Source organism: Streptomyces sp. NPDC052701, from assembly GCF_040678355.1.
Classification (GTDB): Bacteria; Actinomycetota; Actinomycetes; order Streptomycetales; family Streptomycetaceae; genus Streptomyces.
This window is the reverse complement of record NZ_JBFATO010000002.1, coordinates 407,800-427,418: the sequence shown is the minus strand read 5'-3', so window position 1 is coordinate 427,418 and position 19,619 is coordinate 407,800. Positions and strand designations below refer to the sequence as shown.

Annotated in this window: 18 protein-coding genes, 1 tRNA gene and 1 riboswitch; of the genes, 6 read left to right on the top strand and 13 right to left on the bottom strand. The window is 71.8% G+C overall.

All coding sequences use genetic code 11. The annotated features are described in order from the left end of the window. Positions 1-30 precede the first annotated feature (30 nt). Entirely contained in the window at positions 31-843 is an 813-nt protein-coding gene (locus AB0L29_RS05020) for a hypothetical protein (protein ID WP_365823398.1), read from the top strand. 70 nt (positions 844-913) lie between these two features. Here the strand turns inward: AB0L29_RS05020 and AB0L29_RS05015 are convergent, their stop codons facing one another. Then, a complete protein-coding gene (locus tag AB0L29_RS05015) occupies positions 914-1,234 on the bottom strand; it encodes a hypothetical protein (protein WP_365823396.1) in 321 nt (106 codons plus the stop codon). A gap of 102 nt (positions 1,235-1,336) precedes the next feature. Here AB0L29_RS05015 and AB0L29_RS05010 point away from each other — a divergent pair, with 102 nt between their 5' ends. Then, positions 1,337-1,564 (top strand): DUF4287 domain-containing protein, encoded by a 228-nt coding sequence (locus AB0L29_RS05010; protein WP_365823394.1) that lies wholly within the window; start codon positions 1,337-1,339, stop codon positions 1,562-1,564. A gap of 131 nt (positions 1,565-1,695) precedes the next feature. Here AB0L29_RS05010 and AB0L29_RS05005 read toward each other — a convergent pair whose 3' ends face one another. The 3 genes from AB0L29_RS05005 to AB0L29_RS04995 all read right to left on the bottom strand — a co-directional run bounded on the left by AB0L29_RS05005 (position 1,696) and on the right by AB0L29_RS04995 (position 4,299). Then, complete coding sequence (locus tag AB0L29_RS05005) at positions 1,696-2,589, bottom strand: Bax inhibitor-1/YccA family protein (RefSeq protein ID WP_365823392.1); 894 nt, start codon at positions 2,587-2,589, stop codon at positions 1,696-1,698. A gap of 204 nt (positions 2,590-2,793) precedes the next feature. Continuing rightward, entirely contained in the window at positions 2,794-4,020 is a 1,227-nt protein-coding gene (locus AB0L29_RS05000) for a 4-hydroxybenzoate 3-monooxygenase (RefSeq protein ID WP_365823390.1), read from the bottom strand. A 195-nt stretch (positions 4,021-4,215) separates the two neighbouring features. Further along, a tRNA-Leu gene (locus AB0L29_RS04995) sits at positions 4,216-4,299 on the bottom strand. A gap of 392 nt (positions 4,300-4,691) precedes the next feature. Here AB0L29_RS04995 and AB0L29_RS04990 point away from each other — a divergent pair. Together AB0L29_RS04990 and AB0L29_RS04985 are read left to right on the top strand one after the other, a co-directional pair. Next, positions 4,692-5,462, top strand: a complete 771-nt coding sequence (locus tag AB0L29_RS04990) for an ABC transporter ATP-binding protein (protein WP_365823388.1) — start codon at positions 4,692-4,694, stop codon at positions 5,460-5,462. A 50-nt stretch (positions 5,463-5,512) separates the two neighbouring features. Continuing rightward, a complete protein-coding gene (locus tag AB0L29_RS04985; protein ID WP_365823386.1) occupies positions 5,513-8,041 on the top strand; it encodes an ABC transporter permease in 2,529 nt (842 codons plus the stop codon). A 102-nt stretch (positions 8,042-8,143) separates the two neighbouring features. Here AB0L29_RS04985 and AB0L29_RS04980 read toward each other — a convergent pair whose 3' ends face one another. Next, positions 8,144-9,445 (bottom strand): cyclopropane-fatty-acyl-phospholipid synthase family protein, encoded by a 1,302-nt coding sequence (locus tag AB0L29_RS04980; RefSeq protein ID WP_365823384.1) that lies wholly within the window; start codon positions 9,443-9,445, stop codon positions 8,144-8,146. 256 nt (positions 9,446-9,701) lie between these two features. Further along, the gene (locus AB0L29_RS04975) at positions 9,702-11,093 is read right to left on the bottom strand and encodes an NAD(P)/FAD-dependent oxidoreductase (RefSeq protein WP_365823382.1); all 1,392 of its coding nucleotides are present in this window, start codon (positions 11,091-11,093) and stop codon (positions 9,702-9,704) included. 658 nt (positions 11,094-11,751) lie between these two features. Here AB0L29_RS04975 and AB0L29_RS04970 point away from each other — a divergent pair. Continuing rightward, positions 11,752-12,024: a type II toxin-antitoxin system Phd/YefM family antitoxin gene (locus tag AB0L29_RS04970; RefSeq protein WP_365823380.1), complete on the top strand. Its 273-nt coding sequence runs from the start codon at positions 11,752-11,754 to the stop codon at positions 12,022-12,024. Then, positions 12,021-12,290 carry a type II toxin-antitoxin system RelE/ParE family toxin gene (locus AB0L29_RS04965; RefSeq protein WP_062774287.1) on the top strand — a complete coding sequence of 90 codons (270 nt, stop codon included), beginning with the start codon at positions 12,021-12,023 and terminating at the stop codon, positions 12,288-12,290. Before AB0L29_RS04970 ends, AB0L29_RS04965 begins: the two co-directional genes overlap by 4 nt. Before the next feature lie 37 nt (positions 12,291-12,327). Here AB0L29_RS04965 and AB0L29_RS04960 read toward each other — a convergent pair whose 3' ends face one another. From AB0L29_RS04960 to AB0L29_RS04930, 7 genes are all read right to left on the bottom strand, one after another. After that, positions 12,328-13,281 carry a Ppx/GppA phosphatase family protein gene (locus tag AB0L29_RS04960; RefSeq protein WP_365823378.1) on the bottom strand — a complete coding sequence of 318 codons (954 nt, stop codon included), beginning with the start codon at positions 13,279-13,281 and terminating at the stop codon, positions 12,328-12,330. Next, a complete protein-coding gene (locus AB0L29_RS04955) occupies positions 13,278-13,811 on the bottom strand; it encodes a DUF501 domain-containing protein (protein WP_365823376.1) in 534 nt (177 codons plus the stop codon). The genes AB0L29_RS04960 and AB0L29_RS04955 overlap by 4 nt, the downstream gene beginning before the upstream one ends. 66 nt (positions 13,812-13,877) lie before the next feature. Further along, entirely contained in the window at positions 13,878-14,354 is a 477-nt protein-coding gene (locus tag AB0L29_RS04950; protein ID WP_365823374.1) for a septum formation initiator family protein, read from the bottom strand. 100 nt (positions 14,355-14,454) lie between these two features. Then, positions 14,455-15,735 carry a phosphopyruvate hydratase gene (gene eno / locus AB0L29_RS04945; protein WP_365823372.1) on the bottom strand — a complete coding sequence of 427 codons (1,281 nt, stop codon included), beginning with the start codon at positions 15,733-15,735 and terminating at the stop codon, positions 14,455-14,457. A gap of 246 nt (positions 15,736-15,981) precedes the next feature. Beyond that, positions 15,982-16,704: a transglycosylase family protein gene (locus AB0L29_RS04940; RefSeq protein WP_365823369.1), complete on the bottom strand. Its 723-nt coding sequence runs from the start codon at positions 16,702-16,704 to the stop codon at positions 15,982-15,984. A gap of 4 nt (positions 16,705-16,708) precedes the next feature. Then, a riboswitch (cyclic di-AMP (ydaO/yuaA leader) is annotated at positions 16,709-16,877 on the bottom strand. Positions 16,878-17,070: 193 nt separating this feature from the next. After that, the gene (locus AB0L29_RS04935; protein WP_365823367.1) at positions 17,071-18,105 is read right to left on the bottom strand and encodes a transglycosylase family protein; all 1,035 of its coding nucleotides are present in this window, start codon (positions 18,103-18,105) and stop codon (positions 17,071-17,073) included. Positions 18,106-18,324: 219 nt separating this feature from the next. Then, entirely contained in the window at positions 18,325-19,605 is a 1,281-nt protein-coding gene (locus AB0L29_RS04930; protein WP_365823365.1) for a cytochrome P450, read from the bottom strand. Positions 19,606-19,619: the final 14 nt, after the last annotated feature.

The following is a 19,619-nucleotide window of genomic DNA, read 5'->3' as shown; positions in this document are numbered from 1 at the left end:
CGGGGTCGACTTTGAACCGGGAGTACGTCAGTGAGCGCCTTGCCGATCGCCTTGCTGGTCACCACGGCCGCCACGGGCGCCGTGGGGGTCGCCGTCCTGCGCACGCTCATGGTGCTGCGCCGCCAGGTCGCGGCGCTCCACACGGAGCTGGCGCGCAGCCGTGCCGCCGCCACCCGTGCCCACCTCCCCGCCGCCCGCACCACCGCCGACGCCCACGAGATACGGGCCGCCGTGGCCGAGGCGCTCGCCGAGGAGCGGGAGCGGGAGCTGGCCGAGGCGCGGGCGTTCTGGGCCGCCCAGGAGGCCCGTGACGCCTCCGACGCACCCTCCCTGCTGGGCCAGGTGGACGTCGAGCTGTTCCTGCCGCGGCCGGCCGATTTCGCGGGCCTGGAGCCGGTCGCCGAGCCGGGCGCGGACGCCGACGGCCTCTCCTCCAAGGACCTGGTGCAGGAAGGCGCCCCCAGCGAGTCCCCGGAGCTGGCCGCGGCCCGCCGCCGCCACCCCTCGCACCCGGATTTCGCGCCGGCCTCGTCCCCGGCCGTGAACGACCACGAGCGCACGGCCGCCACCCTGGAGCAGCTGGCCGCCTCCCGCGTCGAGCTGACCGACGTCCGCCCCGGCCCGCTGGGCACCCTCGACGTCTACGTCTTCGCCGACGGCACGACCCTGTGCATGACGCCGGGCCACCGCGAGACGGCGGAGCGCCTGGCCGCCGCGGTGCGCGCCGGCCGGACCCCGGTGCTGCTGGGCGGTTCGGGGGTCTCGGGGGCGTACACCCTGACCTTCGCGTGCGGCGAGGAGAACGTGTACGTCCTGGCCGACAGGGTCGTCGCGTCCCGGTAGGGGGCGCCCGCCGCCCCGAGCGGCACGGGGCCGCGGGGAGGGCGCACGGGCCGCCCGCCGCGCCCCGCCCTCAGACGCCCGCCCGCTTCTGCGCCTCCTCCACCAGCTCCACGGCCCGGGCCAGCCCCGCCTCGTCGTCCGAGTTCCCCAGCACCAGCGCCAGGTCGTGCCCGGCGACGGTGACCTGGTCGGCCGCGGCGAACATCCCGGCGTCCGGCATCTCCCGCGGCTCCCGCCCGGGGTCCTCGATCCGCTGGGACCACCGCGCCAGTTCCCTGGCCAGCTGCAGGGCCTCGGCGGCGGCGCCCCGCTGCAGCCGGCTCTGCGGCGCGGCCCTCAGGCGGTCGGCGAAATGCTCCACTGCGCGGATGAGAGGCGTCGTATCAAGCACGCGGCGAGCCTACGCACCGCACCGGGACTGTTGCCAACGCGCGAAGACTCGGGCACGGTGACCTGAAGGACCGGCTTACACCCCATACGTCCGGAGGCGCCGATGTCCCAAGTCTTCTCCGAGGAGACCCACCGCAACCTGCTCGCCCGCATCCCCCACTGCACCGGTCGTGCCATCACCGACTGGCTGCGCACCGTCGAGGAAGGCCCCGCCCTCCGCTTCGAGGAGAGGGTCAGCTGGCTCCGTCACGAGCACAATCTCGCCTACGGCCACGCCAAGGCGATCATCCACGAGTACGACCTGAGGAGGGCCGCGCGCAAACTGCTCTAGGCGCGCACCACCGTCCGGGTGCGCACCGCCCGGACGCGCGCACGGCCCGGACGACGACGAAGGGCCCCGGAAGGATCCGGGGCCCTTTCACGTGGGCCGGGCGCGCCGGCGGGACGGCCGGCCGCCCGCCGCTAGTCGTTGCTGTTGAGGATCGAGATGAGCCTGAGGAACTCGAGGTAGATCCACACCAGCGTCAGCGTGAGGCCGAAGGCCGCCAGCCAGGCCTCCTCGCGCGGAGCGCCGTAGGCGACACCGTCCTCGACCTGCTTGAAGTCCAGGGCGAGGAAGCAGGCGCCGAGGATCACGCCGATGACGCCGAAGACGACACCGAGGGCGCCGCTGCGGAAGCCGAGGCCGTCGCCGCCGCCGAACACCGCGAACAGCAGGTTCACGGTCATCAGCAGGATGAAGCCGAGCGCGGCCGCCATGACGAAGCCGTAGAAGCGGCGGTTGACGCGGATCCAGCCCGCCTTGTAGGCGACCAGCACACCGGCGAAGACCGCCATGGTGCCGATCACGGCCTGCATGGCCGCACCGTCGGCGATGCGGTTGTCGACGATGTTGGAGACGACGCCGAGGAAGACGCCCTCGAACGCCGCGTACGTCAGGATCAGCGCCGGGGAGGCCTTGCGCTTGAAGGACTGCACGAAGGCCAGCACCATGCCGATCAGCGCGGCACCGATGCCGATGCCGTAGCTGCGGCCGATGCTGGCGTCGTCGATCGGCAGCAGAGCCCAGGAGAGCGCGGCCGTGAGGACGAGCACGCCGAGCGTGCTCGCGGTGCGCACCACGACGTCGTCGATGGTCATCCGGCCGGCGGTGGCCGGGGCCTGCGGCGGCGCGCCGTACTGCAGGTCCTGCTGGGCGTAGGGGTTCTGCGCGTACGGGTTGCCGGCCGGCTGGGCGTACGGGTTGCCCTGCGTGGCGACAGCGGGACCCCCGGCCTGCGGCGCGGTGTTGAAGCCCGCGTAGCCGTTGTCGCGGCTGAACCCCCGTCGCGAGAAGACCGGGTTTCTGCTCCTCATTTCACTCCTCCATGGCCACACAGCATGGCCTTGGCTCAAGAGTAATAGGTAGGCAAAGGATTGACCCTAGTGCTTGGGGAGGATCTTTCCCTCGTCATGCTGCGCAACACGCTACGCCGCTGCGTGATTCCCCTCACCGGCGGACATCCGCCATGACCGTCCCGGTACACGCCCGGGACCGGCCGGTGACCGGCGGCCCCGCCGTCACCCGAACGGGAAGCCGGTGTAGCACTCGGCGAGATCGGTCTCGGCCGCGCGGGAGGAGACGATCCGCTCCAGGCGGGCGAGCTGGATGCGGTCCTCGAAGCCGGTGGCGTCCGGGGCGCGGTGCAGCAGCGTCGTCATGTCGTACGAGAACCGCTCGGCCTGCCAGACCCGGCGCAGGCAGCTCCCGGAGTAGGCGTCCAGCAGCTCCGGCGATCCGGTCCGCTTCTCGTGGGCGAGGGCCCGGGCGAGGGTGACGGCGTCCCCGACGGCCAGGTTCAGCCCCTTGGCCCCGGTGGGCGGCACGATGTGCGCGGCGTCGCCGGCGAGGAAGAGGCGGCCGTGGCGCATGGGCTCGTGGACGAAGGAGCGCATGGGGGTGACCGACTTCTGGATGAGGGGGCCGCGCTTCAGGGTCCAGTCGTCGGCGGTCTCGAAGCGGCGCTCCAGCTCGTCCCAGATCTCCTCCTCGCCCCACTCCCCGGCGTCGGTGCCCTCGGGCACCTGGAGGTAGAGGCGCGAGACGAAGGAGCCGGCGGGGGGCGGAGCGGCCTGCCCGGAAGGGCGGTGGCGGGTGGCGGGCGGGCGCATGGAGAGCAGGGCGAAGCCGCGGTCGTGGCGGGCGTAGACGAGCTCGTCGTGCGAGGGCGGCACGTCGGCGAGGACGCCGAGCCAGGCGAAGGGGTAGGTGCGTTCGAAGACGCGGGCGAGACGGGCGGGGACGGCCCTGCGGGCCACGCCCCGGAAGCCGTCGCAGCCGACGGCGTAGTCGCACTCCAGGACGTCCTCGGTGCCCTGGTGCCGGAAGCGGATGCGCGGCCGGTCGGTGTCGGCGCCCTCGACGGCCAGCGCCTCGGCCTCGAACAGCAGCGGGCCGCCTTCCTCGGTCCGGAGGGCGATGAGGTCCTTGCAGACCTCGGTCTGGGCGTAGACGGTCACGGACCGGCCGCCGGTGAGGGCGGGGAGGTCGACGCGGTGGCGCCGTGCGGCGAAGCGCAGCTCGATGCCGTCGTGGCGCAGTCCCTCGCGGTCCATGCGCTCCCCGGCGCCGGCGGCGCGCAGCGCGTCCGCCGTGCCCTGCTCCAGGATCCCGGCGCGCTGGCGGCGCTCGACGTAGGCGCGGTCGCGGCTCTCCAGGACGACCGAGTCGATGCCGGCGTTGTGGAGCAGCCGGGCGAGGAGGAGCCCGGCGGGGCCGGCTCCGATGATGCCGACGGTGGTGCGCATCGGTCGCTCCCCCTTTGTTCGTGCAGTGAAATTTACTTCACTGCTTTCGACTGTGAGTTTCCGGCGCCGTACGGCCACTGTCAACGGATGTGCCGCGGGGTCCTCGACCGAGGAAACGGGGAAGAAGCGGAAGAAGCGAAAGAAGGGGAAGAAGCGGGGAAACGGTGCGACACCGAGGGGAACGGAAGCGGGAGGTGCCCGGAGCCGGACTCGAACCGGCACGCCCGCGAAGGGGCAGCGAGGTTTAAGCTCGCCGTGTCTGCATTCCACCATCCGGGCAGGCCATGGGCTCCGCATCGAGGTTCCGAGCCTATCGGGACGCTTCCTCCCAACAGCGTTCGGGCGGACCGATGTTGTCTTATTTTATTGAGGTCTGAGGGTGCGTCAGCACACGGAACAAGCCATCCGCACTTGCCAGTAGCCCTCCGCGCGGCGGTCGGCCGCGCATGCGGAATGACGGAATTTCACCGCCCGAACAAGGGCACTCCACCTGTTCTCGACATCACCCGCCCTCAGGGGCGCCCGTCATCCCCAGGTATGACACGGGCGCGCCCGGTCCCCCCGAAGTCGGCCCCGGGAACCGGAACAACGGCTGACTACACGGCGGGACACGGCCGGGACGATGGATCACACCAACCCGTGAACCGTCGTCCCGACAGGAGCGCCCTCCCGTGACCACCGCACCCACCGCCGACCGGACCACCGCCGTGGCCGCGCGCGCCACGGACCTGTCGAAGATCTACGGACAGGGCGAGACCCAGGTGGTCGCCCTGGACCGGGTCTGCGTCGACTTCCGGCAGGCCGAGTTCACCGCGATCATGGGCCCCTCCGGCTCCGGCAAGTCCACGCTGATGCACTGCGTGGCCGGGCTGGACACCTTCTCCTCCGGTTCCGTGCGCATCGGCGACACCGAACTGGGCTCCCTGAAGGACAAGCAGCTCACCAAGTTGCGCCGGGACAAGATCGGCTTCATCTTCCAGGCGTTCAACCTGCTGCCGACGCTGACGGCCCTGGAGAACATCACCCTCCCGATGGACATCGCGGGACGCAAGCCGGACCGGCAGTGGCTGGACTCGGTGATCGGGATGGTCGGTCTCGCGGACCGGCTCGGCCACCGGCCCTCCCAGCTCTCCGGCGGCCAGCAGCAGCGCGTGGCCGTGGCCCGGGCGCTGGCCTCCAAGCCGGAGATCATCTTCGGCGACGAGCCCACCGGGAACCTCGACTCGCGCTCCGGCGCCGAGGTGCTGGGCTTCCTGCGCAACTCCGTGCGCGAGCTGGGCCAGACGGTGGTGATGGTGACCCACGACCCGGTGGCGGCGGCCTACGCGGACCGGGTCGTCTTCCTCGCGGACGGCCGGATCGTGGACGAGATGAACCGTCCGACGGCGGACTCGGTGCTCGACCGCATGAAGCGGTTCGACGCACGGGGCCGCACCAGCTGACGCCCCCTCACCCCCCGCCGCCCCCACGTACGTCTGGACTTACGACACCCATGTTCCGTACCGCCTTGCGCAACGTGCTCGCGCACAAGGCCCGGCTCCTGATGACCGTGCTCGCCGTGATGCTCGGCGTGGCCTTCGTGTCCGGGACCCTGGTCTTCACCAACACGATCTCCGACGCCTACCGGAAGAGCTCCGCCAAGGGCTTCGACCAGGTCGACGTCGCCGTCCGCCCGAAGTACCGGGACGCCCGGGGCGACGAGGTCGGCAGGCTCAACGAGCTGGACCGGGCGGTGCTCGACGAGAGCGCCCGGGTGCCGGGGGCCGCGCGCGCCATCGGGATCGTCACCGGCTTCACCGCCATGGCCGACAAGGACGGCAAGCTGATCGGCGACGGCTTCCAGTCGCAGGGCGGCAACTACTGGGGTGCTAAGGACCCCCGCTACCCGCTGGTCGGCGGCCGCGCCCCGAAGGGCCGGGACGAGATCCTCATCGACTCCGAGACCGCCCGGCGCACCGGGTACGAGGTCGGCGACACCGTGCGCCTGTCGGTCGACGGCCCGGTGCTCACCCCGGAGATCACCGGCATCTTCATCACCGACGACGGCAATGTCGCCGCCGGCGGCAGCCTCGCCCTGTTCGACACGGCGACCGCCCAGCAGCTGTTCGGCAAGCGGGGCGTGTACGACGAGATCGCCGTCGAGGCGAAGCCGGGCGTGACGCAGGCCGCGCTCAAGGCCGAGCTGGACAAGGCGCTGCCGAAGGGCCTCGCGGAGACCACCACCGGCGAGCGGCTCGCCGACGACCAGGCGGAGGCGATCACCCGGTCGATGAGCGGTCTGCGCCAGGGACTGCTGGTCTTCGCCGGCATCGCGCTGTTCGTCGGCACGTTCATCATCGCCAACACCTTCACCATGCTGGTCGCCCAGCGCACCAGGGAGCTGGCGCTGCTGCGCGCGGTCGGCGCCTCGCGCCGGCAGGTGACGCGGTCGGTGCTGATCGAGGCGTTCGTGGTCGGCGCGGCCGCCGCCGTGACCGGGCTGCTGGCCGGCGTCGGCATCGGGGCAGGGCTGCGCTCGCTGCTGGAGTCGCTCGGGGAGACCGTGCCCGACGGGCCGCTGGTCGTCACCCCGGGCACGGTCGGCGCCGCCTTCGCGGTCGGCGTCCTGGTGACCATGCTGGCGGCGTGGCTGCCCGGCCGCCGGGCCGCGAAGATCCCGCCGGTGGCGGCGATGAGCAGCGTGCACGCCCAGGCCACGGCCAAGTCGCTGGTGCTGCGCAACACGCTGGGCGCGCTGTGCTCGGCCGCGGGCGTCGCGGTGGTGCTGGCGGCCACGACCATGGACGGCTCCGACGGGCAGGCCCCCATGGGTCTCGGCGCGGTGCTGCTGATCATCGGCGTGTTCATCCTGACCCCGCTGCTGTCCCGCCCGCTGGTCGCGGCCGCGGCGCCGGTCCTGCGCGCCTTCGGCACCGCGGGCAGGCTGGCCCGGCAGAACTCGGTGCGCAACCCGCGCCGCACGGCCGCCACCGCCTCCGCGCTGATGATCGGGCTCACCCTCATCACCGGCATGACGGTGATGGCGGGCAGCCTGCAGAAGTCCATCGACAAGATGGCGGCGGCCGCGATCCAGGCCGACTACGTGGTCTTCATGGCCAACGGCAACGAGCTGTCGCCCGACGTCGAGAGGAAGCTGAGCCGGACCGACGGCGTCACCGCCACCAGCCCGCTGCGCAACGCGCCCTCCCGCATCGACGGCGACACCGAGTACCTGACCGGCGTCGACGGCGCCACGATCGGCGAGCTGACCGACCTCGAGGTCGACGACGGCTCGTTCGAGGTCGGCGGCGCGCGGGTGGTCGCCGACACCGACACCGCCGAGGCACACGGCTGGAAGGCCGGTTCGAGCTTCACCGTCGCCTACGAGGACGGCGAGAAGCAGAGGCTGACGGTCGCCGGGGTCTACCGGGGCAACGAGATGATCCGCGGCATCATGATCGACACCGCGACCCTCGCCCCGCACGAGTCGGACCCGGCCGACATGCAGGTCATGGTGAAGACGTCGGACGGCGCCTCCGGGGCGGCGAAGGACCGGCTGGAGAAGGCCCTCGGCACCAACCCGGCGATCAAGGTCCAGGACAAGGAGGACATCTCCGACGAGATCGCGCAGATGTTCACGCTGATGCTGAACATGGTCTACGGCCTGCTCGCCATGGCGGTGATCGTCGCGGTCCTCGGCGTCATCAACACCCTGGCCATGTCCGTCTTCGAACGCTCCCAGGAGATCGGCATGCTCCGCGCGATCGGCCTGGACCGCAGGGGCGTCAAGCGGATGGTCCGCCTGGAGTCCCTGGTGATCTCCCTCTTCGGCGGGGTGCTGGGCATCGGCCTGGGCGTGTTCTTCGGCTGGGCGGCCGGCGAGCTGCTGGGCACCCGGATGGCGACCTACGAACTGGTCCTGCCCTGGGGCCGGATGGGCCTGTTCCTGCTGCTCGCCGCGGTCGTCGGCGTCCTCGCGGCGCTGTGGCCGGCCCGGCGGGCGGCGCGGCTGAACATGCTGCAGGCCATCAAGGCGGAGTAGGAACACGGCGACGGGCCCCGCTTCCCGAGGGAAGCGGGGCCCTTTCCTGTCTTCCTGTTCTCCCGTTCTCCCGTTCTCCCGCGGTCCGTGCCGCCGGGACCGTCAGGGCCGCCGGTTCCAGGTGCGGGAGCGCAGCGGCATGCCCGAGGTGCCGGACTCGGGGGTTTTGACGGCCAGGACCTGGTTGACGCCGATGCGGTTGCGTTCGAAGGCCAGGGCGGAGGCCGCCATGTACAGGCGCCAGACGCGGGCCCGGCCGGGGCCGGCGAGCTGCGCGGCCCGCCCCCAGCCGGCCTCCAGGTTGGCCACCCAGCGGCGCAGGGTGAGCGCGTAGTGCTCGCGGATCGACTCCACGTCGCGCACCTCGAAACCGGCGCGCTCCAGCAGCGTGACGGTGGTGCCGACGGGCTGGAGCTCGCCGTCGGGGAAGACGTAGGCGTCGATGAACGCGTTGACGTCGTACGCCGACTCGTCGCGCTGCGGGCGGCGGGCGATCTGGTGGTTGAGGAGCCGGCCGCCGGGCCTGAGGAGGAGGTGGAGGTCGCGGGCGTAGTCCAGGTAGCGGTCGGCGCCGACGTGCTCGGCCATGCCGATGGAGGAGATGGCGTCGTACGGCCCGTCGCGGACGTCCCGGTAGTCCTGGACGCGGATCTCCACCCGGTCGGTGAGCCCTTCGTCGGCGACGCGCTTGCGGGCGTAGGCGGCCTGCTCCTGGGAGAGGGTGATGCCGACGACGTCCACGCCGTGCTCGCGGGCGGCGTGGACGGCCATGGAGCCCCAGCCGCAGCCGACGTCGAGCAGCCGCTGACCGGGGCTCAGGCCGAGCTTGCGGCAGACGAGTTCCAGCTTGTCGCGCTGGGCTTCTTCGAGGGTGCTGTCCGGGGCCGGCCAGTAGGCGCAGGAGTACACCATGGAGGGGCCGAGCACGATCTCGTAGAAGTCGTTGCCGACGTCGTAGTGGTGGCTGATGGCGCGTCGGTCGCTGTGCCTGGTGTGCAGGCGGCGGCGGGGCCGGCGGGCCTCCTCGCGGGGCGGGGCGGGCGGCAGCGGCGGGCCGGCGAGCCGGACGAGTCCGCGCACGGCGGCCCGGAACTCCGGTTCGCGCAGGGCCTGGGCGAGGGTGCGGGCGTCCTCGCCGCGCTCCCAGACCAGGCCGGTGAGCAGGTCGAGAGCGGTGTAGAGGTCCCCGTCGACGTCGAGCTCGCCGGCGACCCAGGCGCGGGCGAGGCCCAGTTCGCCGGGTTTGAACAGCAGGCGGCGCAGGGCGCGGCGGTCGCGCACCACCAGGGCCGGCGCGTCCGGCGGACCCGCCACCGAACCGTCCCAGGCGCGGATGCGCATCGGGAGCGGGGCTCCCAGCAACTGTTCTGCGAGGCCCGTCAGCCGCGACGCGGCGTCTGGCATGGTGCACCACCTCCGTGACAGGTGATCCCGAATGTCCGACGCCTACGTAAACACCTCGGAGGGCCGGACGCAGTCCCGGCACGCGTCATGTCCGGGCAAAAGGTCCCCGCGTCGCGCGAGCGCCCCGCACGGCCCGGACCCGGTCGTGCCGGCGCCCGGCCCGGTCCCCGCGCCGGGGACGGCGGAACGCCGAAGGGGCCGCCCGCACCACGGATGGCGGGCGGCCCCTTCGGAAAGGAGGGGGGCTGACCTGGGGTCAGGAGGCCTTGGCCTTCTCCTCGGTCTTCTCCTTCGGCGCGGCGGCCACCGGGGCCGGCTTCGCGGCCTCGTAGAACTCCTCGCGCGGGGACTCGATGGCGCCCAGGGACACGACCTCGCGCTTGAGGAACATGCCGAGCGTCCAGTCGGCGAAGACGCGGATCTTGCGGTTCCAGGTCGGCATCGCCAGGCCGTGGTAGCCACGGTGCATGTACCAGGCGAGGCGGCCCTTGAGCTTGATCTTCGTCTTCTTGCCGAGGACGATCATCGCGACGCCCTTGTGCAGGCCGAGGCCCGCCACGGCGCCCTTGTTGGCGTGGCTGTACTCCTTCTGCGGGAAGCCCCGCATGCCGGAGACCACGTTGTCGCCGAGGACCTTCGCCTGGCGCAGGGCGTGCTGCGCGTTCGGCGGGCACCAGGCGTTCTCCACGCCGGCCTTGCGGGCGGCGAGGTCGGGCACCTGGGCGTTGTCGCCGGCGGCCCAGATGTAGTCCGTGCCCTTGACCTGGAGGGTGGGCTCGCAGTCGATGTGACCGCGGGGGCCGAGCGGGAGGCCGAAACGGGACAGGGCCGGGTTCGGCTTGACGCCCGCCGTCCAGACGATCGTGTCGGAGTCGACCTCGAGGCCGTTCTTCAGCACCACGTGGCCGTCGACGCAGGACTCCATGGAGGTGGAGAGGTAGACCTCGACGCCGCGGCCCTCGAGGTGCTCCTTGCCGTACTTGCCGAGCTTGGGACCGACCTCGGGCAGGATCTTGTCGGCGGCGTCGACGAGGATGAAGCGCATGTCCTCGCGGGACACGTTCTTGTAGTACTTGGCCGCGTCGCGGGCCATGTCCTCGACCTCGCCGATGGTCTCCGCGCCGGCGAAGCCACCGCCGACGAAGACGAAGGTGAGCGCCTTGCGGCGGATCTCCTCGTCCTGCGTGGAGTCGGCCTTGTCGAGCTGCTCGAGGACGTGGTTGCGCAGGCCGATGGCCTCCTCGATGCCCTTCATGCCGATGCCCTGCTCGGCGAGGCCGGGGATCGGGAAGGTGCGGGAGACCGCGCCCATCGCGACGACCAGGTAGTCGAAGGGCAGCTCGTACGCCTCGCCGACCAGGGGGGCGACCGTGGCGACCTTGCGGTCCTGGTCGATGGTGGTGACCCGGCCGGTGAGGACCTCCGCCTTGGGGAGCACGCGTCGCAGCGGGACGACGACGTGACGCGGGGAGATGCTGCCGGCGGCGGCTTCGGGGAGGAAGGGCTGGTAGGTCATGTACGACCGGGGGTCGACGACCGTGACGGTCGCCTCTCCGTAGCGCATCTTCTTCAGGATGCGCCGAGCTGCGTACAGGCCTACGTACCCACCGCCTACTACGAGGATCCTGGGACGCTCCGTGGTGCTCATGGCATCGAGTATCCACCCGCCCCAGGGGGGTGGCTCGTGCGCCCCTTCACAAGCTCCGCCAAGGGCTGTGTTACACTCCCGCGCTCACGTGACGGAGGTCATGGTGACGAACGGGAACCGGTGGTGTACGGCGGACCGTTGTCAATGCCTCGTGAGCAGCCTCTCCGGCCTTCCCGGCCGCTCGTGAGGGCCTTCGTCCGGCCGCCCGCGCGGCTCCGCCTGGACCCTCACCGAAGCCCCTTCTGAACGTGTTCAAGGGGGTGTTGTACCCCCAGAAGGGTCAACGGGCGGCTTTTCGCACCCCGCCCGGGCCGAATTCCTTGTGAAGAACTTCACGAACTTTCCCGGCGACCTGTCGCCAAGACCCCCGCGACACGCCCCCGCTCCTGCTCATCCGTCGTCCCGGGCGCCCGGCCGGGGGGCGGAGGGAACCCTCTGGGCGCCCCGGGAGACGGGCGGGGCGAGCCCCGGCCCGGCCCGCGGGGCCGGCGGGGAGACCCGGGTGCGCGGGGCCGGCGGGGAGACCCGGGTGCGCGGGCCGGGGCGAGGACGCCGCCGGCCGCCTCGGACGACGGACCAGGCGATGCCGTCGAGGGTCACCCACGAACGCGACTCCCGGCGGATGCCATGTGTACACGTGAACGCGTACACTGGCTTCATGACTGAGAACACCGTGACCGTACGGGAAGCCCGCGCGCACCTCGCCGACCACATCAACCGGGCTGAGGAAGGCGTCCCCACCGTCATCACGCGCAATGGCACTCCGGTGGCCGCCGTGGTGCCGATCTCGGACTTCGAAGCGTTGGAGGAGGCGGCCGACGTGATGTTGGCGCGTGAAGCCGAAGCGGTCCTGGCCGAGGGCGGCGCCACGGTGACGATGGCCGAACTGCTGGCGGACCTGTTCACCGAGCGGGACGGCGAGGCGGCGTGAAGTACGCCTTCCGGTTCACTGCGGCGGCACAGCGGCAACTGCGGGCCATCAGCCGGCCCGATGCCATGCGCATCCTGACCGCGCTGACCGCGCTCGGTGACGACCCGTACCGCCAGGACGCCGACGTCAAGAAACTCACCGGACCGTCGGGGCTCTACCGGCTCCGGGTCGGAAGCTACCGGGTCGCCTACCAGATCAACGACGGTGAACTCGTCGTCCTCGTCGTCAAGGTGGGCGACCGGCGGGACGTCTACCGAAACCTGTGACGCCCCGCCCGACACCACCACAGCCGGGCACCGCCCCTCAGCGCGCCTCGCTCGCCGCGTAGTGAGCTATCCCGTCGAGGATGTCGTGCTCGCTCACCACGACCTCCTCCGCGCCGATCCGCTCCATGATCGCCAGCAGGATCAGGGCGCCCGCGCCGATGACGTCCACGCGGCCCGGGTGCATCGACCCGATGGCCGCGCGCTCGGCGTGGGTGGAGCGCAGCAGGCGGGTGGTGATCTCGCGGACCCGCTCGCGCGGGACGCGGGAGTGGTGGATGGCCGCCGAGTCGTACTCGGGCAGGTCCTGCGCGATCGCCGAGACGGTGGTCACCGAGCCGGCGAGGCCCACCAGCGTGCGGGCCTCGCGCAGCGGGACCGTCCGCTCGGCGAGGTCGAGGGCCGCCTCGATGTCGGCGCGCATCGCCGCGATCTGCTCCTCGGTGGGCGGGTCGCTCACCACTCCGTCCCGGACCAGGTGCCGCTCGGTCATGCGGACGCAGCCGATGTCGACGGAGCGCGCCGCGCGCACGTGGTCGTCCCCGACGACGAACTCGGTCGAGCCGCCGCCGATGTCCACGACCAGGAACGGACGGTGCAGGTCCTGCCGTCCCGTCAGCTCCCTGGTGGCGCCCGTGAAGGAGAACTCGGCCTCCTGGTCGCCGGTGACGACCTCGGGTTCGACGCCCAGGATGCCGAGCACCCCGCGCACGAACTCGTCGCGGTTCTCGGCGTCCCGGGAGGCGGAGGTGGCCACGAAGCGCACGCGTTCCGCGCCGTACTCCTTGACAGCCTCGGCGTACTCGCGGCAGGCCGCGAAGGTCCGCTCCAGGGCCTCGGGGGCCAGGCGGCCGGTGCGGTCGACGCCCTGGCCGAGGCGGACGATGGTCATCCGGCGGTCCAGCTCGACCAGTTCGCCGGTGCCGGGGTGCACGTCGGCGACGAGGAGCCGGATGGAATTCGTACCGCAGTCGACGGCGGCCACGCGGGTCATTCGGCGTCCTCCCCGGTCGCGGTGGTCACGCACGGTCCCTTGCGCCACCACTCCGGCAGCATCGCGAGCGCCTCGTCGCCCAGCGGGTTCACGCCGGGTCCGGCCGCCAGCGAGTGGGCGACCAGGACGTGCAGGCACTTGACCCGGTCCGGCATGCCGCCCGCACTCGGGAAGCCCGTCAGCTCCTCGATCTCGTCGCGCCGGCGGATGTAGTCCTCGTGCGCGGCGCGGTAGGCGGCGGCCAGCTCCGGGTCGGACGCCAAGCGCTCGGTCATCTCCTTCATCACGCCGTCGGCCTCCAGCGTGCCGATCGCGGAGGAGGCCCTCGGGCACGTCAGGTAGTACAGCGTCGGGAACGGCGTGCCGTCGGGCAGCCGCGGCGCCGTCTCCACGACGTCCGGCTGCCCGCACGGGCAGCGGTGCGCGATCGCGCGCAGCCCGCGCGGGGGCCGCCCGAGCTGCTGCTTGAAGGCCTCGACGTCCGCGTCGGTGGGCTCGGTGCGCGGGGTGGTCGGCGGGGGCGTTTCCATGCCTGTCTTTCTCTACGGGCCGCGGGAGCTCCGCGGACGCGGGCTCCCGGATGGAGCTGTGCGGATTCACCGGTCGGAGGCGTCGGACCTGTCGACCGCGTCCCAGACGTTCGCGTACCAGGGACGGTCGGCCGTCCCCGCGTCGGCGCGCGACTTCCTGGCCGCGCCCGGGTCGATCACGATGTAGCCGGTCTCCCCGGGCATGACGTAGTGCAGCCGCTGCCGGATCTGCTGCTCGGCGTACGCGTCGTCCTGCCAGCGTGCCTTGAGGTCGCGCAGTTGCTCGACCCGCCGGCGGGCCTGCTCCTGCCGGCGCTCCAGGTCGGCGATCTCGGCGCGCTGGGAGACGTACTGCCGCATCGGGTAGGCGAGGGCCACGATCAGCGAGCACAGGACGAGGGCCAGCAGCGCGGCCCGGCCGGTGAGCCGGGAGCGGCGGGCCTGGCGCCGGGTCTGCGAGCGGTAGACCCGGGCCGCGGTCTGCTCCCCGATCAGCCGGATCCTGGTCGCGGTGGAGAACCGGTCCCGGTCCTTCACGGCCATGTCCCCGCCTCCCGTTCACACGCGCGTACGTCCCCGCACACGGTACGGGACCGAGTACGGGGACGTACGTGCGACTGGCTGGGCCGTGACCCCGGTGGGGTCAGCCCTTGAAGCGCGGGAAGGCGCTGCGGCCGGCGTACACCGCGGCGTCGTCGAGGATCTCCTCGATGCGCAGCAGCTGGTTGTACTTGGCGACGCGCTCGGAGCGGGCCGGGGCGCCGGTCTTGATCTGGCCGCAGTTGGTGGCGACGGCCAGGTCGGCGATGGTGACGTCCTCGGTCTCGCCGGAGCGGTGGGACATCATGCACTTGTAGCCGTTGCGCTGGGCGAGCTCGACGGCGTCCAGGGTCTCGGTCAGGGAGCCGATCTGGTTGACCTTGACCAGCAGGGCGTTGGCGGCGCCCTCCTCGATGCCGCGGGCGAGGCGCTCGGGGTTGGTGACGAACAGGTCGTCGCCGACGAGCTGGACCTTGTCGCCGAGCTGGGCGGTGATGGTCTTCCAGCCCTCCCAGTCGTCCTCGAACAGCGGGTCCTCGATGGAGACCAGCGGGTACGCCTCGACCAGCTCGGCGTAGTACTCGGTCATCTCCGCGGCCGAGCGCTCCTTGCCCTCGAAGACGTACACGCCGTCCTTGTAGAACTCGGAGGCGGCCACGTCCAGCGCCAGGGCGATCTGCTCGCCGGGGGTGTAGCCGGCCTCCTTGATCGCCTCGAGGATGAGGTCGAGGGCCTCGCGGTTGGAGCCGAGGTTCGGGGCGAAGCCGCCCTCGTCGCCGAGGCCGGTGGCCAGGCCCTTGCTCTTCAGGACCTTCTTGAGGGTGTGGTAGACCTCGGCGCCCCAGCGCAGGGCCTCGGAGAAGGACTCCGCGCCGATCGGGGCGATCATGAACTCCTGGATGTCCACGTTGGAGTCGGCGTGCGAGCCGCCGTTCAGGATGTTCATCATCGGCACCGGCAGCAGGTGCGCGTTCGGGCCGCCCAGGTAGCGGAAGAGGGGCAGGTCGCTGGCCTCGGAGGCGGCGTGGGCGACGGCGAGGGAGACGCCGAGGATGGCGTTGGCGCCGAGGGAGCCCTTGTTGTCGGTGGCGTCCAGGTCGAACATGGCCTGGTCGATCAGGCGCTGCTCGGTGGCGTCGTAGCCGACCAGCTCCGGGCCGATCTGCTCGATGACGGCGAGGACGGCCTTCTCCACGCCCTTGCCCAGGTAGCGGTTGGAGTCGCCGTCGCGGAGTTCGATGGCCTCGAAGGCGCCGGTGGAGGCGCCGGACGGGACGGCGGCACGACCCGTGCTGCCGTCGTCGAGGCCGACCTCGACCTCGACCGTGGGGTTGCCTCGGGAGTCCAGGATTTCCCGGGCTACGACGACGTCGATGGACGGCACGAGCATCTCCTTCTTGGATGTGACGCGGGTGAGCAGGACCGCGATGGCTCTGCGAGACGAGCCTAACCGGCTCCGGGTAATCGGCCAGCCGGTCACCCATCTGTCGGACAGAACAGAGGGTAAATTGTTTCCGCTCGGAACAAAAGGGTGTGCCCGTTCCCGCGCACGACTCCGCCCCGGCGCGCACGGGGAACGCGCACCGGGGCGGGGAGTCCGCGGGGACGGGGGCGGGCCCGGGGCCGCGCCTTACTTCAGGTGCAGCTGCTGGCCCGGGTAGATGAGGTTGGCGTCCTCGACGATGTCCTTGTTCAGCTCGAACAGCTTCGCCCAGCCGCCCTCGACGTCGCGCTCCGCGGCGATCGAGCTGAGGGTGTCGCCCTTGACGACCTTGTACTCGCCGTCGCCCTTCTTGACCTTCTTGCCGGTCGGGGTGGTGACGGTCTTCTGGCTCTGCCGGGTCGGCTGGCTCTGCTGAGTCTGCTGGCTCTGGGCCGGGCGCTCGGCGGAGCGGGAGGCCGCCTGCGGCTCGCTCTGACGGGTCTCGGTGGAACCGGCGCCCTGCGAGGAGCCGGCCGCCGCGGAGCCGCCGTCGTACGAGGCGCCGGACAGGTTCTTGCCGCAGACCGGCCAGGCGCCCTTGCCCTGGCCCGCGAGGACCTTCTCGGCGATCTCGATCTGCTGCGCCTTGCTGGCCTTGTCGGCGGTGGCCGCGTACTGCGTGCCGCCGTAAGCGGCCCAGGTGGAGGCGGAGAACTGCAGACCGCCGTAGTAGCCGTTGCCGGTGTTGATGGACCAGTTGCCGCCGGACTCGCACTGGGCGACGGCCTCCCACTCGGAGGCGGTGGCGGCGGAGGCGGTGCCGGCCGCCATCAGCGGGGCGGCGACGGCGGCGCCGGCGACACCCGCCATGGCGATGGCACGGGTGGCCTTGGACGAACGACGGTGCTTGCCCTTGCCGGAAAACAGCATGGATGGATCCCCTCACCGACGCCTGCGAGGTGAGCTGTCGGGTTCGGGCCGGTTGAGTTGCCCGGCCGCGCCCCTTGCGGGACACGGCTTCACCCCTAGCCGGATCCAGCCCCAAGTGCTGGGCCCGGCACTTACCTTGGGTCCCCCGCTCCTGCCTGCGGCGCTTGACGCGACGACTGTTCCCGGACGGCCGCTGGCAGGATTCGGCGTTGCGGCAGCCGGGGCTCGCGGTGGCGAACGGTCACGACCGTAGACACGCGATCCGCGGAATTTCAAAGACGATCAGGGCTTCTGAGATCTATCTCTCACCGCACTTATATGGGACATTCAGCGCGAACCGTGACGTGAACTCCCGCTGTCACTACGCTACTTTTTGCCCGGTTCGACTCCGACCTCAAGGTCCTGACCGGGGACGATCCGGTTCGGGTCCGCGCCGACCACCTTCTCGTTCTCCTCGTACAGCGCCTGCCATCCGCCGCTGAGGTCAAGGGAGTCGGCGATGGACCACAGGCTGTCCCCCTCGCGCACGGTGTACGAGCCGCCCAGCGCGCCGCGCGAGGCACCCTCCCCGCGCGAGGCGTGCCGGCCCGCCGACGCGGCCGCGCGGCCCTCCTCCGCGGTCTCCTGGGCGCTGGGGCCGCGGTGCCGGCCGGAGCCGGTCGTCCCGGTGTCGGCCGGCGCGGAAGAGCCGTCGGTCCGGCCGGAGTCGGCCGGGTCGCCGCCCTCCGGGCCGGCCGTCGGCGAGCCGTCGGGGCGCGGCGAACCGCTGTCGCCGGAGTCCGAGTCGGCGTCAGAACCGGACGGTTTGCCGGACTTTGACTTCTCGTCCGCGCTCTTCGACGGTCCGTCGGACGGGGACGAGGGGGACGGCGAGGGGTCCTCCGCCGAACCGGGGGAACCGGACGCACGGGAGGAGCCGGTGGAGCCGGCCCCCCCGAGCAGTCCGGACGATCCGGATGAACCGGACGAACCGGAGGTTCCCGACGCGTCGTCCGCCACCCCGGTGTCGATGTCGACGGAGGTCGAGTCCTTGTCCAGCCCGGCGGTCAGCCCGCAGGTCCCCCAGGCGCCGACCCCCTGGTCGGCGAGGATTCTCTCGGCGACGGCTATCTGCTGGGAGCGGCTGGCCTGGTCCGCGCTCGCGGCGTAGTCGAGACCGCCGTAGGCCTCCCAGTCCTCCTGGGTCACCTGCAGACCGCCGTAGTAGCCGTTGCCGCTGTTCTGGCTCCAGGCGCCGCCGGTCTCGCACTCGGCGACCCGGTCCCAGGTCGTGCCGTCGGCCGCACTGGCGCCGGAGGCCCCGAGGAGCGGGATCGCGATGGCGGAGCCGGTCACTCCGGCCGCGACGAGGAGAGCCGGAGCCTGGCGAGGGCGGCGGTGACGACCGTTCCCGGAGAGCATGGGGAGACCTTTCCCAAGACAGCAGTGACCGGCGTGGCGGGTCGAGCAGGCACGCCACGCTGATGGGTGAACGTATAGGCATACGATCACTTGTCACAAGTTCATGCCGTGCAGATCACATGGAGATCACAGAGATGAACGTGTGACACGTTTGCGCTGGTACGGCGGGTATGGGAGGGGCCGCCCTCCGGCCGGACGGCGGGAGTCCGGCGACAGGGCCTAGCGCGGCGGGGTGAACTCCACCGGCAGGGTGCGCAGTCCGCGCATGATGAGCCCGCCGCGCCAGCGCAACTCGGCCGGGTCCACGGCCAGGCGCAGGTCCGGCAGCCGGGTGAGGAGCGTGGCGAGCGCGGTCTGGCCCTCCAGGCGGGCGAGCGGGGCGCCCAGGCAGTAGTGGATGCCGTGGCCGTAGCCGAGGTGCTGGTTGTCGCGGCGTCCGAGGTCGAGCACGTCGGGGTCGGCGAACCGCTCCGGGTCCCGGTCCGCGGCGGCGAGGACGACGAGGACGGGGTCGCCGGCGGCGATGTCCTGCCCGCCGATGGTCACCGGCTGGGTGGCGAACCGCCAGGTGGCCAGCTCCACGGGGCCGTCGTAGCGCAGGAGTTCCTCGACTCCGGTCTCCAGCAGGTCGCGCTCCCCGGCGGCGAGGGAGCGCTGCAGGCGGGCGCGCTGGCCGGGATGGGTGAGCAGGGCGTAGGTGCCGTTGCCGATCAGGTTCACCGTCGTCTCGAAACCGGCGAACAGGAGGATGAAGGCCATCGCGGCGGCCTCGTTCTCGGTGAGGTGCTCGCCGTGGTCGGAGGCGCGGATGAGACCGGAGATGAGGTCCTCGCCGGGGGCGGGTTCGGCGGGCAGGGCCTCCCGCTTGCGGTGGATGAGGTCGGCGAGGTAGCCGCGCATCTTCTTCACCGACCGCGCGACCCCGCCCCGCGGCCCCCCGCCGTGCCGGATCATCATGCCCGCCCAGTCCCGGAAGTCGTCCTGGTCCTCGCGCGGGACGCCGAGCAGGTCGCAGATGGCGTAGATGGGGAGCGGGAAGGCGAACTCGTGGATGAGGTCGGCGGAGCCCTCGGCGGCGAACCGGTCGATGAGACCGTCGGTGAGCTGCTGCACCCGGGGCGCGAACTCGGCGACCCGGCGGGGCGTGAAGGCCTTGGAGACGAGCCGGCGCAGCCGGGTGTGGTCGGGCGGGTCGATGTTGAGCAGATGCGTCATCAGCTCGGCCTTGCGCTCGCCGGGGATACCGGTCTTGCCCTTGGCGTGCGCGGGCTCGTCGTGATGCGCCGGGTTCTTGGACAGACGGCTGTCGGCGAGGGCCTGCCGGGCGTCGGCGTACCGGGTGACCAGCCAGGCCTCCACCCCGCTGGGCAGCTTCGTCCGGTGCACCGGGGCGTGCTCGCGGAGCCAGGCGTAGGCGGGGTAGGGGTCGGTGGCGAACTCCCAGGTGAACAGGTCCGGGCGGGCGGGGACGGTGCTGCGGGGCTGAGGCTGGTCGGTCACTCCTCGACGGTATC